Annotated in this window: 17 protein-coding genes and 1 pseudogene; 1 reads left to right on the forward strand and 17 read right to left on the reverse strand. The window is 36.7% G+C overall.

What is annotated here, in order from left to right:
• Nucleotides 1-125: 125 nt before the first annotated feature.
• The 16 genes from dprA to BCI01S_RS03310 all read right to left on the reverse strand — a co-directional run bounded on the left by dprA (nt 126) and on the right by BCI01S_RS03310 (nt 12,935).
• The gene (gene dprA, locus BCI01S_RS03235; protein ID WP_061796859.1) at nt 126-995 is read right to left on the reverse strand and encodes a DNA-processing protein DprA; all 870 of its coding nucleotides are present in this window, start codon (nt 993-995) and stop codon (nt 126-128) included.
• Between the two features lie 242 nt (nt 996-1,237).
• Nucleotides 1,238-2,155 (reverse strand): succinate--CoA ligase subunit alpha, encoded by a 918-nt coding sequence (sucD, locus tag BCI01S_RS03240; protein ID WP_047939992.1) that lies wholly within the window; start codon nt 2,153-2,155, stop codon nt 1,238-1,240.
• On the reverse strand, nt 2,155-3,330 hold the full coding sequence (sucC, locus tag BCI01S_RS03245) for an ADP-forming succinate--CoA ligase subunit beta (RefSeq protein ID WP_047939991.1): 1,176 nt from the start codon (nt 3,328-3,330) through the stop codon (nt 2,155-2,157). Before sucC ends, sucD begins: the two co-directional genes overlap by 1 nt.
• A 285-nt stretch (nt 3,331-3,615) precedes the next feature.
• Complete coding sequence (locus BCI01S_RS03250; RefSeq protein WP_061796708.1) at nt 3,616-3,918, reverse strand: EscU/YscU/HrcU family type III secretion system export apparatus switch protein; 303 nt, start codon at nt 3,916-3,918, stop codon at nt 3,616-3,618.
• Nucleotides 3,915-5,168: a TP0910 N-terminal domain-containing protein gene (locus BCI01S_RS03255; protein ID WP_061796710.1), complete on the reverse strand. Its 1,254-nt coding sequence runs from the start codon at nt 5,166-5,168 to the stop codon at nt 3,915-3,917. Before BCI01S_RS03255 ends, BCI01S_RS03250 begins: the two co-directional genes overlap by 4 nt.
• 30 nt (nt 5,169-5,198) lie before the next feature.
• Nucleotides 5,199-5,975, reverse strand: coding sequence for a ribonuclease HII (rnhB, locus tag BCI01S_RS03260; RefSeq protein ID WP_061796712.1), 777 nt, complete (start codon nt 5,973-5,975; stop codon nt 5,199-5,201).
• 237 nt (nt 5,976-6,212) lie between these two features.
• Nucleotides 6,213-7,064 (reverse strand): ribosome biogenesis GTPase YlqF, encoded by an 852-nt coding sequence (ylqF, locus tag BCI01S_RS03265; protein ID WP_047939987.1) that lies wholly within the window; start codon nt 7,062-7,064, stop codon nt 6,213-6,215.
• A 28-nt stretch (nt 7,065-7,092) separates the two neighbouring features.
• Nucleotides 7,093-7,629, reverse strand: a complete 537-nt coding sequence (gene lepB / locus BCI01S_RS03270; protein ID WP_047939986.1) for a signal peptidase I — start codon at nt 7,627-7,629, stop codon at nt 7,093-7,095.
• 344 nt (nt 7,630-7,973) lie between these two features.
• Nucleotides 7,974-8,318, reverse strand: coding sequence for a 50S ribosomal protein L19 (gene rplS / locus BCI01S_RS03275; protein ID WP_047939984.1), 345 nt, complete (start codon nt 8,316-8,318; stop codon nt 7,974-7,976).
• Between the two features lie 220 nt (nt 8,319-8,538).
• The gene (gene trmD, locus BCI01S_RS03280; RefSeq protein WP_047939983.1) at nt 8,539-9,282 is read right to left on the reverse strand and encodes a tRNA (guanosine(37)-N1)-methyltransferase TrmD; all 744 of its coding nucleotides are present in this window, start codon (nt 9,280-9,282) and stop codon (nt 8,539-8,541) included.
• Entirely contained in the window at nt 9,282-9,800 is a 519-nt protein-coding gene (rimM, locus tag BCI01S_RS03285; protein ID WP_047939982.1) for a ribosome maturation factor RimM, read from the reverse strand. The genes trmD and rimM overlap by 1 nt, the downstream gene beginning before the upstream one ends.
• An 11-nt stretch (nt 9,801-9,811) precedes the next feature.
• Complete coding sequence (locus BCI01S_RS03290; protein ID WP_047939981.1) at nt 9,812-10,189, reverse strand: YlqD family protein; 378 nt, start codon at nt 10,187-10,189, stop codon at nt 9,812-9,814.
• Nucleotides 10,190-10,547: 358 nt separating this feature from the next.
• Entirely contained in the window at nt 10,548-10,778 is a 231-nt protein-coding gene (locus BCI01S_RS03295; RefSeq protein WP_031534442.1) for a KH domain-containing protein, read from the reverse strand.
• An 11-nt stretch (nt 10,779-10,789) separates the two neighbouring features.
• Complete coding sequence (rpsP, locus tag BCI01S_RS03300; RefSeq protein ID WP_016201097.1) at nt 10,790-11,062, reverse strand: 30S ribosomal protein S16; 273 nt, start codon at nt 11,060-11,062, stop codon at nt 10,790-10,792.
• A gap of 175 nt (nt 11,063-11,237) precedes the next feature.
• Entirely contained in the window at nt 11,238-12,590 is a 1,353-nt protein-coding gene (gene ffh / locus BCI01S_RS03305) for a signal recognition particle protein (RefSeq protein WP_047939980.1), read from the reverse strand.
• Nucleotides 12,591-12,602: 12 nt separating this feature from the next.
• Nucleotides 12,603-12,935, reverse strand: a complete 333-nt coding sequence (locus BCI01S_RS03310; RefSeq protein WP_047939979.1) for a putative DNA-binding protein — start codon at nt 12,933-12,935, stop codon at nt 12,603-12,605.
• A gap of 422 nt (nt 12,936-13,357) precedes the next feature.
• Between BCI01S_RS03310 and BCI01S_RS26430 the strand changes: the two are divergent.
• Nucleotides 13,358-13,510, forward strand: a pseudogene (locus BCI01S_RS26430) (IS256 family transposase); the annotation flags it as partial.
• 122 nt (nt 13,511-13,632) lie between these two features.
• Here BCI01S_RS26430 and BCI01S_RS03315 read toward each other — a convergent pair.
• Nucleotides 13,633-13,815: a zinc metalloprotease gene (locus BCI01S_RS03315; protein ID WP_144544195.1), complete on the reverse strand. Its 183-nt coding sequence runs from the start codon at nt 13,813-13,815 to the stop codon at nt 13,633-13,635.
• Between the last annotated feature and the right edge of the window lie 209 nt (nt 13,816-14,024).

Raw genomic sequence — 14,024 nt, forward strand, 5'->3', positions numbered from 1 at the left:
ATAATTTGCTGCTTATAGCGTATCACTTTCCTTTTGTATTGCAAACTATTTTCATTTTACTATCTGTGAAAATGATTATTTTATTTAATAAATTTGTATGCAAAGCTATTTCCAGTTATTTTTTCCTACTTCGATAAATGCTTCCATTCTTCTAGTATATCTTTTGCTTCAAGCACCGGCTTTGCTCCTTGTTGAATTAATTCATTTGGACCGTCTGAATAAGGACTAAATATATTGCCAGGAACAGCAAATACATCCCGCCCTTCATTTACAGCGAAATTAGCAGTTATTAAGGAGCCGCTTTTTTTCTTTGCTTCTACGACAAGTGTTCCATTGCTTAAACCGCTTATAATTCGATTTCTCATTGGAAATTGCCATTTTAGAGGCTTAGTTAACGGAGGATATTCGGAGATGACTAAATGATGTTTCATCATTTCTCCTGCTAACTCTATGCTTTCTTTTGGATAGATATGAAAAATACCTCCAGCAATAACACCGATGGTTTTGCCGCCATTTTCGATTGCCAGCTTATGGGCAATCGAATCAACCCCATGTGCAAGTCCACTTACTATGGTGATTTTCTCCTCTACTAGTTCTTTCATCAACCTTGTTATTACTTTGGTACTATAATTGGTAGCTAAGCGCGAACCTACAATTGCAAGCTTTCTCTTCGATTGCAGCAGTTCAAGATCTCCTTTTGCATAAAGAACCCAAGGTGGTTGATATATTTCTTTTAAAAACGGCGGATATAACGGATCAAAAAATGTAATTGGATGAATTTGATTAAACCAATATTGGTTTAATTGTTCTTCTACATGATGAGAATGGATTGTTTCTACTATTTCCTTTTCCATAGTAGGTGACAACGAGGATATAAAGGAAGGGATTTTCTCCAACTGAAGAGTGGGATCTTCTTTTAGAAGACGATCGATCATTTTCCAGCTGATTCCTTGACAATGATGTAATTTCACTAATAATTTATTTATTATTTCCATCTTTTCTTCCTTTCGCTTTCTACTTTTCACAAAGAAATCAGCTAAAAATACAAAAGAAAGAGAAACATAAATTAAATAAGGATTATCTTCCTTCATTATAATTAGTTTTTCTGAAAATTCCTAGTATTGAGGTACTGTTTCTATTGTAAATTAATAGATTAGCTACATATGCCATCCTCTTTAAAAAAATCAAGAAAAAACCTAGCCTTATTTAGTGGAATAAGGCTAGATTAAGCTTTTCTCTATTTTGCTACCACTTCATGTGTCTTACATTTTTCGTATAACGACTGCTCTTTTAACACCTCAATAAGTGTTGCCCCCATATCAGATGGTGTTGGGGCTACTTTAATGCCACATTCCGTTAGAACACTAATTTTCTCATCTGCTGTTCCTTTACCGCCAGAGATTATCGCCCCCGCATGGCCCATACGCTTTCCTGGAGGAGCTGTACGACCGCCGATAAATCCAACAACTGGCTTCGTCATGTTTTCTTTCACCCAGCGGGCTGCTTCTTCTTCAGCCGTCCCACCAATTTCCCCAATCATGATAACTGCATACGTATCTTCATCTTCATTAAATGCTTTTAGTGTATCAATAAAATCTGTTCCATTAACTGGATCTCCACCAATTCCTACAGCTGTTGACTGACCAATCCCAGCTTGAGAAAGCTGATGAACAGCCTCATATGTTAAAGTACCAGAACGAGAAACAACGCCTACATGCCCTTTCTTATGGATATATCCTGGCATAATGCCAATTTTACATTCTTCTGGGGTAATTACACCTGGACAGTTTGGTCCTATTAATCTAGTCTTTTTCCCTTCCAAATAGCGCTTAACTTTCACCATGTCCAGAACAGGAATATGTTCGGTAATACAGATTACTAAGTCTAATTCGGCATCAACCGCTTCTAAAATAGCGTCTGCTGCAAATGGAGCTGGTACATAAATTACGGATGCATTTGCTTCGGTTACATCCACTGCATCTTTAACGGTATTAAATACCGGCACTCCTTCTACCGTTGTACCACCTTTGCCTGGTGTTACCCCGCCAACTATTTTAGTTCCATATTCAAGCATTTGTTTAGTATGAAATAGTGCTGTTGCACCTGTGATTCCTTGGACAAGGACTTTTGTATCTTTATTAATAAAAACACTCATTATGCATTCCCTCCTTGTTCTACTAGGGTTACAATTTTCTCAGCACCATCAGCCATTGATTCTGCTGCGACAATATCTACTCCAGATTCACGAAGAATTTTTTTGCCAAGCTCCACATTTGTTCCTTCCAAGCGAACAACTAATGGTACATGAAGACTAACTTGCTTTGCGGCTTCTACAATTCCAGTCGCAATAACATCACATTTCATGATGCCTCCAAAAATATTGACAAAAATCCCCTTCACATTAGAATCAGATAGAATGATTTTAAATGCTTCCGTTACTTTTTCTGCTGTCGCACCGCCCCCAACATCTAAGAAATTGGCCGGTTCTCCGCCATAATGCTTAACAATATCCATTGTTGCCATAGCAAGTCCAGCACCATTGACCATACAGCCAATATTTCCATTTAAGGCAATATAGCTTAAATCATATTTAGAAGCTTCTAATTCTTTTTCGTTTTCTTCATCTAAATCTCTATAGGCAACAATATCTTTATGTCTATACAATGCATTTGAATCAAAATTTAATTTTGCATCCAATGCAATAATATTTCCATCTTCCGTTAAAACTAAGGGATTAATTTCAGCAATAGAGCAGTCTTTTTCAACAAATACTTTATATAATCCAGTCATAAAGGCAACCGCTTTATTAACTTGCTTGCTCGGAATGTTAATAGAGAAAGCAACTCGACGTGCTTGAAATGGTGTTAAGCCAGTCACTGGATCAATAACTTCTTTTACAATCTTCTCTGGGTACTTTTCTGCAATTTCCTCAATTTCTGTACCGCCTTCTTCAGAAGCCATCAATACGATTCTAGATGTTGCTCGATCCACAACAAAACCTATGTAATATTCCTTCTTGATTCGGCAACCTTCTTCAATTAATAATCGTTTTACAACTTTTCCTTCGGGACCTGTTTGGTGAGTTACTAATGTGCTCCCTAGAATGTCAGAAGCATATGTTTGTACTTCATCTAAGCTTTTGGCAACTTTTACTCCTCCAGCCTTACCGCGACCACCTGCATGAATTTGCGCTTTCACTACCCATACATCACTATTTAATGTTTCTGCAGCTCGCACTGCCTCTTCTACTGTAAAAGCTACTTTTCCTTTTGGTACTGCGACGCCATTTAATTCTAAAATCTCTTTCCCCTGATATTCATGAATATTCAAGCTTCCACACCCCTTATTTTCCCTTTTTGTGTAAAATTGGAGACAACTGCATGATGACTTTCGTGAATGAATAACTTTTCCCATCCATTCATTTGTTTTTTCCAAAACATAAGTATCGTTATCACTGTATTAATATTCTTTTCGAGAGCAAATTACGATTATTTTATGTATTTAGAAAAGACAAAAATATGTTTACGCTTTCATTTTAAAGGAAAAAACCTTTCTTTGTCTATAAAAAAGGCTTTTATCTTTAAATATTTTACAATTAAAAATATTTTTTCTTTCTTATTTTGCTTTTTCCCCCTCTTTTTCCGTTACTTCCTTCTCTAAAGCATAAATAAATGCAAACACTTCTGCCACTGTCATGTATAAATCTTCAGGAATTTGTTCATTTATATTTAATTTACTTAAAAGCTCTACAAGAGAGGGATCTTCTTGAATTGGAATGTTCTCTTTTTTGGCACGTTCCAGAATTTGTTCTGCGATCACGCCTTTGCCTTTTGCAATAACGGTAGGGGAAGCGTGTTTTTGCTGTTCATAAGTTAATGCTATTGCTTCTTTCCTTTTTAAAGAATGGTGTTTATTCATATTTTTATATCCACCCCTCTGTAGGCATTTCCTTTCACTGCTTGTTGGGAACTCCATATGGGTTTGTTTTCTTTTGACAAGTCTTTCACATGAATAGACAGTAAGGTATAATCTAATTCCCGTAGTTTTTCTTTTAAGGGCTCCTCTGCCTGTTTAATTAAGGGCATTATTTTTGTTGACTGATCATTTAATATAATCATGTTCATGATTCTATTTTGAATATGGATATCAATAACTGTATCTTTTAAATTAGCCAGTTCTAAGTAAAAAAGAATGCGACAATAATTACTATCGACTTTTCCATCTGCTGTTTTTCTGCCATTATATTGCATTGTCACATCCACTTGTTGATTAAAAAAACGAAGAGGAATTTCTGTTATCATTTGCATCATTGGACCTGTTTGCTGACTGATAAGCTGATACCCTGTCACTTTATCAATTAATTGACCTGCAGTTTCTTTCACAACATCAGGGATATCTTTTCCCATCAATCCTAGCAGCAATGGTTTTAATATTTCTTTAGTTGTTTGCTCCTCTATTTGCGTATGCTGTAACAATCCCGCTTCAAACGAATAGCCCATTTTATGCAGAACAGCTTTTAGTGAAGCAACGATATTATCTTGAGCAACCTTTCCACTCTCACTAATCCCCGAAAGGACATCCGCTACCTTTGGTTCTTTAATATGATAGGTAGACAACTGCTGCTGAAGTTCATTTAGCAGCACACTAACTCCTTTATTGGATTGCAAGGCGGAAATACTTGCAAATACTTCCTTTGTCAGAGGGAGCTCTCTTTCCATCATAAGACCGATAGTAGCAAGCTCCTGTTTCCCTATTGATTTTGGCAGCCATTCACCTATAGATCTTATCGCTTCTTTCGAAATTGGTAGATTATTAGATAGTAAAAAATGAAGAAGCAGTTTATTTTCTTTCGTATCGGTAAGATGCAGCTGCTGAAGTAATCCATTGATATTCCCCTTTGCAGCTGGAACTTCTGATGACTGCGGCAATACTTTTAGAACTGGTTTGTTATCTGTAATGGAAACTTGAAACCAATAACTTTTATCAAGAGTTAACGGAATCGTTAGGTTTGCAAGCATTTTTTGTGAGCCTATTTGTACCTCTGCCATTTGTTGAGGAAAAAGTTTCGTTAATTTCCCATAAACTAGTTGTCCATCTCGTAATTCCAGACTTTTATTACTCATAAGGTTTTCTTGAAATAAAGTTTGGACAATATGGTTCACATTCATCTTTCTCTTCCTCCTTCCTTACAGATTCAGCTAGTTATTTTCTACCATCTCTTTTACAGGGGAAAAACTTTTACGATGATGAATAGTAATTCCGTACTCTTTAAGAGCAGCTAAATGTTCCTGTGTCCCATAGCCCATGTTTGTCGCAAAATGGTATTCTGGATATTCTTGATGCAGCTCTTTCATCATACGATCTCTTGTCACTTTTGCTATTATACTTGCTGCAGCAATAGAGACACTTTTACTGTCTCCTTTAATAAGAGATTGACTTGGATATGGTGTCGTTAATTTCATTGCGTCAATTAGTAAGTAGTCTGGCGTTTGTGAAAGTTCATTAATTGCTAGAAGCATCCCTTTTTTTGCTGCTTGATAAATATTTATACGATCAATTTCAGCAGGTGAAATAATTCCCACGCCAATGGCAATTGCTTCTTTTTGGATTATCTCGTAAAATAATTCTCTTTTTTTCTCAGATAATTTTTTTGAGTCATCGATACCTGGTAAATAGAAATCTTCTGGCAGGATGACAGCTGCTGTAACAACAGGCCCTGCAAGCGGTCCTCTGCCAACCTCATCGATTCCTGCTATATATGTATAACCTTGCTTTCTGATAATTTGTTCATAGTGGTTCATTGATAGAAAGTGATGATGGAGCTTTTCTTCCTTCTCTATCCGCTTCTTCCACGCTTCTAAAAGCTTCTGAGCCCCTTTCCTCTCGTCTTTTTCTAATTCAAGGATAAATGGGTCATTTACTTCCCTTATTGCTTCTAGCGCCTCTTTGATATCTTTCATTGTTGCTAATTTCATTGTTTACACCTCAGTAGTTATATCGGTTCAATCGCTTCCTTTTTTATAGCCCCGATCACATTCCCTTCCAAGAGACCGGTCCTATAAATGGTCCTATTATTCCGTGTGGGATGCTTCATATCATTTCTTATCTCCCATATGATTCAAAGCGCTGGACCTAATCATTTATAGGTAAATATATATTACATAAAAAAGAGAAGTGTCTGTTTTTAGCCACTTCTCCTTGCAGTTTTTCCCTTACATTTCGTCTGCTCTTTCAAAAGTTAGCGGACCAAACTTTTCACCTCTAATGTCACGAATAATTAGTTCCGTTACTTTATCATAGTTAACGATACCGCCACCCGACAGAGCTCCTCTTATCTCACCGATACGATCAAACAGCTCTACTGTATCTTCTGGAATTATTTCTAATTGGTACCTTTCTTTTAAACGTTGCGGATACTCTTTTTCCAAAAAACGAAGTCCGAATATAGCAATGTCCTGCAAATTCAAAATTGTATCCTTTATCGCACCTGTTAATGCAAGCTTTAAGCCTACTTCCTGATCTTCAAATTTCGGCCATAGTATTCCTGGTGTATCTAATAACTCCAGTTCTTTCCCTACTTTAATCCATTGCTGCGCTTTCGTCACACCAGGTGTATTCCCCGTTTTGGCAATGTTTTTCTTTGCCAACCGATTAATTAAAGTAGATTTACCTGCATTAGGAATTCCAACAATCATCGCTCGAATCGCTCGAGGTCTAATCCCTTTCGCTTTCATCCGATCAAATTTTTCTGCTAGTACTTCTTTTGCTAAAGCAGTAATTTCTTTCATTCCAACACCTGCTTGAGAGTTAATCGCAAGTGCTCTTATTCCTTGACTTTGAAAATAACGAATCCATTCTTTCGTTCGTTCTTTATCTGCCATATCTGCTTTATTTAACAAAACAATTCTTGGCTTATGCTGGATAATTTCATCAATCATTGGATTTCGTGAAGATTGCGGAATTCTCGCATCCACTAATTCAAAAATAATATCAACTAGCTTTAATTTTTCCGTTACTTGCCTTCTGGCTTTTGCCATATGCCCTGGAAACCATTGTATAGTCATGCATGCACCTCTATTTCTCCCACTAACATTATTCTACTATTTTCCAATCAGCTATTGGCCAATATACCACACTCGTAGTACCAATAATTTTATCAAAGCCAATTGTACCGATATGACGACTGTCTTTACTATTGCGACGGTTATCTCCCATCACAAATAATTCTCCTTTTGGCACAGTTGCTGTAAAGTCTTCTGTTAGAGGGCCTATTACGCCTTCTTTATTATGTTCTAAATAAGGTTCTTCATAAGCTTGTCCGTTCACATATAAAACATCATCGCGATATTCAATTGTATCTCCGGGTAGACCAATTACTCTTTTTATATAGTCCTTACCTTCTGGAGCGTGGAACACAACAATATCAAAACGCTTCGGTTCACTTACTTTGTAATTTATCTTATTGACAATCATTCGATCTTGATCTAGCAATGTAGACTGCATGGACTCACCATCAACTACAATTGGAGCAAATAAAAAATAGCGAATAACAACAGCAAGTAAAACAGCAATTATTAATGCTTTACTCCATTCCCAAATTTCATTTTTCTTCTTCTTTTCAGTTGCCATACCTTTCACCAATCCTTAACTGAACAATATAGGTATTTTTTTATGTATGGTTAAAAGTTCTCTACCATGATAATATTTTAGCGGAATTTCCGGATGAAGTAAAATTGGAAAGATTGCAGTTGGACTTTTGTTCCAGATTACTCCAATTATTAGCATAAAGATTAGAAATAGATTTGCTAAGTTGTGATTCCATTAAAAGACCACTTCATTTTCCTTTCTCAGCATCCCCCTCATTTTTGGATGAATTATAGGACTATTATTTCTAATATGCGAGTTTTCTATAAGCAGCATTTAAGGATATAAAAAAGAGCTTGTTACAAGAACAGGCTCTTTTTTGGTAACAATTATCGAATTTCTTTAATACGAGCTTTTTTACCACGCAGGTTACGTAGGTAGTAAAGTTTCGCACGGCGTACTTTACCGCGACGGATAACTTCTAGCTTCGCAATTTTAGGTGTGTGAACAGGGAATGTACGCTCAACGCCAACTCCGTAAGAAACTTTACGTACTGTAAAAGTTTCGCTGATTCCACCACCACGACGCTTAATTACAACACCTTCAAATAACTGAATACGCTCACGAGTACCCTCAACAACTTTCACATGTACACGTACAGTGTCACCAGGACGGAACGCAGGAAGATCAGAACGAAGTTGTTCTTTTGTAATTTCTTCTATTAATTTTTGCATCGTTTTCAACTCCTTCCAACAGACGCTCTTGCACTCATAGATAGAGACCACTTGCAGCGGAACATCGTTATAAGACCCTTCACAGAAATTCATCTGTTTAAGTCACAAGTGTTATCTTAACATAAAAGGAGCATAACAGCAATATTTTTTCTGAAAATAATAGTATTACCTTGCTCCTTAATAGATTCCTTCATCAAATCATCAACAATTCCATCCCCCATTAGCTTGGATGATGCTGATTTGTTAGCTCTTTTACCAACTTTTTCTGCTTCTCAGTCAGCGGATAATTTTCGAGTAAATCTGGTCGTCTTTCAATCGTTCTTCGGAAGGATTCCCTTTCTCTCCATTCATCAATATGTGCATGATTTCCAGAAAGCAGCGTGTCTGGTACCTTCATTCCTCGGAAATCGGCTGGACGAGTGTAATGAGGATGCTCCAACAAACCAGTGCTAAAAGAGTCATTAACATGGGATGCTTCTTTTCCAAGCACGCCTGGTAATAAACGTACTACACTATCAATAACGACCATAGCCCCTAATTCGCCGCCTGTAAGGACATAATCACCAATGGAGATTTCATCTGTCACTAAATGTTCTCTAATTCTCTCATCATAGCCTTCATAATGTCCGCAAATGAAAATCAAATGCTCTTCTTGTGCTAATTCCTCTGCTTTTGCTTGACTGTATCTTTCGCCTTGAGGGCACATCAAGATGACACGAGGCTTTCTGTTATCTTTTGGTTTTAGAGCGTCCACAGCGTCAAATATAGGCTGTGGCTTCAACACCATTCCCGCACCTCCTCCATATGGATAATCATCAACGGTTTGATGTTTATTATCGGCATAATCGCGAAAATTGACGATCTTATAAGCTACTTTTTCCGCTTCTTGTGCTTTTTTTAAAATGGAGCTATGAAGGACGCCTTCAAACATCTCAGGAAATAAAGTCAATACGTCAATTTTCATTAAGACAACAGCCCTTCCATCGGCTCTATGACAACTACTTTTTCTTCTACATCTACTTTCATGACTACCTCTTCAATATAAGGAATTAAAATTTCACTCTTATCTTTACCCTTTACCACCCAAACATCATTTGCACCTGGTGTTAAAATTTCTGTGATTTCTCCAAGTTCTTCTCCTTCAACTGTCACTACTTTACAGCCAATAATTTCATGGAAGTAATATTCATTCTCCGCAAGCTCACCTAAAAAACTCTCTGGAACCTTCAGGAGACCACCCTTCATAAATTCTACATCATTTACATTATCATAGCCTTCAAATGTAAGTAGATTGAAGTTCTTATGCTCACGATGACTTTTAATTTTCAGTTCTAGGGGATTTGCTTTATCGTTTTGAAAAAAATAAATGGTGTTTCCAATTTTATATCGTTCTTCTGGAAAATCAGTACGAGAAATGACGCGGATTTCTCCTCTTATCCCATGGGTATTCACAACTTTTCCAACATTAAACCATTTTTCCATTACCTTCACCTCTATCGAATATCAACCACTATTCCATCTTTGACAACAATCGTCTTCTTAGTACTTTCCCAAGCCTGTCCCACTTGAACATCAACAAGTCCCATTACTTCCTGTTCTTTAATCTCTGTCCCTAACGGTAGTATATGTAATTGCTTTAATTGAAACTCTATCGTTTTTTGTTTCTCTAATTTATTTGTAACTTCCTTACGAAAAAAAGTTTTTATTTCCGAAATAGAAGGATTATTTTTCAATTGTTTTCTTTCTTCAAATTGAAGCTGCTGTATTTCTTTTTCTAACTGCTGTATTTCTTGCCTATATCGATCGGAAATCGACTTTTTGGTAGTTTCGGTTAATACTTGTTTTACTGTTACAGACTGAAGAATCTTCATTCACTTCCTCCTAACAGATGACAACTTTAGTCCTTACTACTAACAAAGTAACACAGATTACTGTTTTCGTCTAAAAACAAAGGGGGGAATCAATTTTCCGAACGTAATTACAACTATTTTTCAGAAAAGTTGCCGTTTGTTTCTGCCTTTTAGGGTAATGAAGTTATATTAGCTATTTATAGTGCGATCATCAGCCCAAAATCTCGATTTATCACCCAATCCTGCTTTCATATCAGCCGAATTTCCGATTTATCAGCCAAACACGCTCTCTTTTCAGCCAAATTTCCATTTTATCAGCCAAGGCTACTATTTCCCCTAAAAAATAAAGGAAGGAGGGTTCCCCCTCCTTCCTTTTCATTTAATCTCTAATATCAACAATAATTTTCTTTTGTTGTAATGATCCTGCTGCATAAACAATCGTTCGAATTGCTCTAGCAACTCGCCCTTGCTTCCCTATTACCTTTCCAATGTCATTCTCGTTGACAGAAAGCAAGTAAGTGATACGATTATCCTCTTCTGTTACAGTTACAGCAACTTCCTCTGGAAAATCAACAAGGGGCTTAACAATCGTTTCTATAAGCTCTTTCATTGCATCAAATATTATTTACCGTTTTTGATATTGTGGAATTTCTCCATAATACCTTGGTTAGAGAATAGGTTACGTACTGTATCAGATGGTTTTGCACCATTTTGTAACCATTGTAGAGCTTTATCTTCGTTGATTTCCACGATAGCAGGGTTTGCTACTGGATTGTAAGTTCCTACTGTTTCAATGAAACGTCCATCACGTGGTGAACGAGAATCTGCTACTACGATACGATAAAAAGGAGATTTTTTTGCTCCCATTCTTTTTAAACGAATTTTTACTGCCATTTAATATTGCACCTCCGAATAGTTTCACACAAGATAGTATATTATCAGATACTCCAACACTTTGTAAAGTGTTTTTTCTTGTCAGTGTTAAAAATCTTTATTTAAGCCCTCTCACAGGCAGTCTCCGCGCCATTCCAATGGACAAACAGATCCTCTTTTTTACAAATAATCGCTGTTAAAAAGGGTTAAATGGTAATTTAAATTTACCTTTTTTCTTGCCTTTTTGACCCATATTGGTCATTTGCTTCATCATTTTTTTCATATCATCAAACTGTTTTAAAAGTCGATTTACTTCTGGAACCGTTCTTCCGCTTCCTTTCGCAATACGCTTTCTTCTGCCAGAATTGATAATTTCAGGATGCTCTTTTTCTTGCTTTGTCATGGACTTAATGATTGCCTCAACATGGGCAATTTGCTTTTCATCCACCTTCATATTATTTAAGCCTTTGATTTTGTTCGCACCTGGCATCATTTTTAATAATTCGTCCAGCGGCCCCATACTTCTAACTTGGCTTAAGGAATCAAGAAAATCATCAAAGGTAAATGAATCAGACTTCATTTTCTTTTCTAACTCTCTTGCTTTTTCTTCATCTACATTAATTTGTGCTTTTTCGATTAAGCTTAGGACATCGCCCATTCCTAAGATTCTGGAAGCCATTCTCTCAGGGTGAAACGCTTCAAGCGCATCCATTTTTTCTCCCAAACCAACAAATTTAATTGGTGTATTTGTAACAGAACGAATAGAAAGTGCTGCTCCCCCGCGTGTATCCCCATCAAGTTTTGTTAAAACAACTCCCGTTAATCCTAACTGCTCGTTAAAACTGCCAGCTACGTTAACAGCATCCTGCCCTGTCATTGCATCGACAACGAGTAATATTTCTTCTGGGTTTGCAAGTTCTTTGATCTGCTTTAATTCATCCATTAGTGCTTCGTCTACATGAAGGCGACCAGCTGTATCAATTAAAACATAATCATGATGATCTTCTTTTGCTTTTTCAATTGCTTGTTTTGCAATTTCAACTGGACTAACTTGATCTCCTAGTGAAAATACCGGAAAATCAAGCTGCTTTCCTAAAGTTTGCAATTGCTTAATCGCAGCAGGACGATAAATATCTGCAGCTACCAATAACGGATTACGATTATGTTTTTTACGCAATAAATTCGCAAGCTTACCAGTAGTTGTTGTTTTACCTGCCCCTTGTAGTCCGACCATCATAACAACAGTTGGAGGGCGCTTACTAACGCCAATTTTACTTTCTTCTCCACCCATTAATTCAGTAAGTTCTTCTTTTACTACTTTAATAACTTGTTGTCCAGGAGTTAAGCTTTTTAGCACTTCCTGTCCAACTGCACGCTCACTTACTTTTTTGACAAAGTCTTTTACCACTTTAAAGTTAACGTCCGCTTCAAGGAGTGCAAGACGAACTTCACGCATCATTTCTTTAACATCCGCTTCATTTACTTTCCCTTTTCCGCGGATTTTTTGCATCGTGTTCTGCAGTCGGTCAGCTAAACCTTCAAATGCCATACGTCAGCCTCCTTAATCTAATTTCTCTAGTTCCTCTACTGCTTCTCGCAACGCAGATATAGATAAGGTATCATGTTCTAGCATTTTTTTCATCTTTTCAAAAAGAACTTGACGTTCCTGAAATTTCTGAAGTAACACTAACTTATTCTCATATTCTTCTAGCATTGCTTCCGTACGTTTAATGTTGTCATACACCGCTTGCCGGCTTACATTGTACTCCGCAGCAATCTCCCCAAGAGAGTAATCATCCAAATAGTAAAGAGACATATAGCTTCGTTGCTTCGGTGTTAACAACGACTGATAAAAATCAAATAAATAATTCATTCTCGTTGTTTTCTCAAGCATCGAATAATACCCCCGTGTTAAGTCAAAAGCCTTTACATCGACTATTTTACACACCCCCAAAAAAGATGTCAAGAAAATATCTTTACAAATCGAAAAGCGGAAGCGCCTTGGTTATCGTTGTACAAACTGGTAGGTGTCTTACTGAGATAAAGGAAACACAGCGAAAGACAGTGAACTGATGTTGACTTATCGTAGGGAAGCGGCGGGAAGCCCATCAGCCCCTGGACACTCGGAGCCGGACAAATCGAAAAGCGGAAGCGACTTGGTTATCGTTGTACAAACTGGTAATTGTCTTACTGAGCATCTATAAATGAGATAAGTTTTTTTGACATAAAATACACATAGGTTTTACTAAGCTTCTCTGTTACCTTTTTCTCCTCTTTCCCGATTAAGTCCATATAATTGTGTAAAAAGAATCCGTAATTAATTTTGATATAGAAGCGATTACGAAATCTTCTATCGTTTTAGTATTAAATGAACTTATGGAAAAAGAGCGTGACCTCTATCTAAATGCCAATTCTTATGAACGTTCTGCCGACCGACGTGATTACCTTAAAGGCTATTATGAGCCAGAAAAAAGACACCTTATAAAAGCTGCCTAATCAAACGTTTCATATATCTCTTTTCTGGAGGACTCTATCTTTGAATATTAAAATTAATATTTCTAAAAAATTGCTAGATTCATAATTCTAGAATTTCAATGATCTCGTAGCCTCTTTTGCATCTGTTTTATCAGCAGTTTGTGGTGCATTTCAGTTCTGTTTTCTATCCCATACATTAGTTTGTTTTTATTAACTACACTATATAAATCGCCTATACCAATTGCATTTCCTAGTTCATGTGTAGCCGTTACGGTGTTTTTTTGCAGTAGTTCTACCATTATTTTTACTTCCGCTATCAAATCTGCTCCATCAATAGCCTCTTCGAAGGAATAAGTTAGATAACTCCAAATAAACTATAGTAGTTTGTTGCTCATGTCTCTCTCCTTTTTTTTGACCATTTCCTCTATTCCAAAATATTACAATATTAGTTTATTATACCCTAGAATTAAAAGAATCTAAATTAAGTTGTAACATTGTAGTTAAGGAA

The sequence above is a fragment of the Niallia circulans NBRC 13626 genome, from assembly GCF_001591585.1.
Lineage (GTDB): Bacteria > Bacillota > Bacilli > Bacillales > Cytobacillaceae > Niallia > Niallia circulans.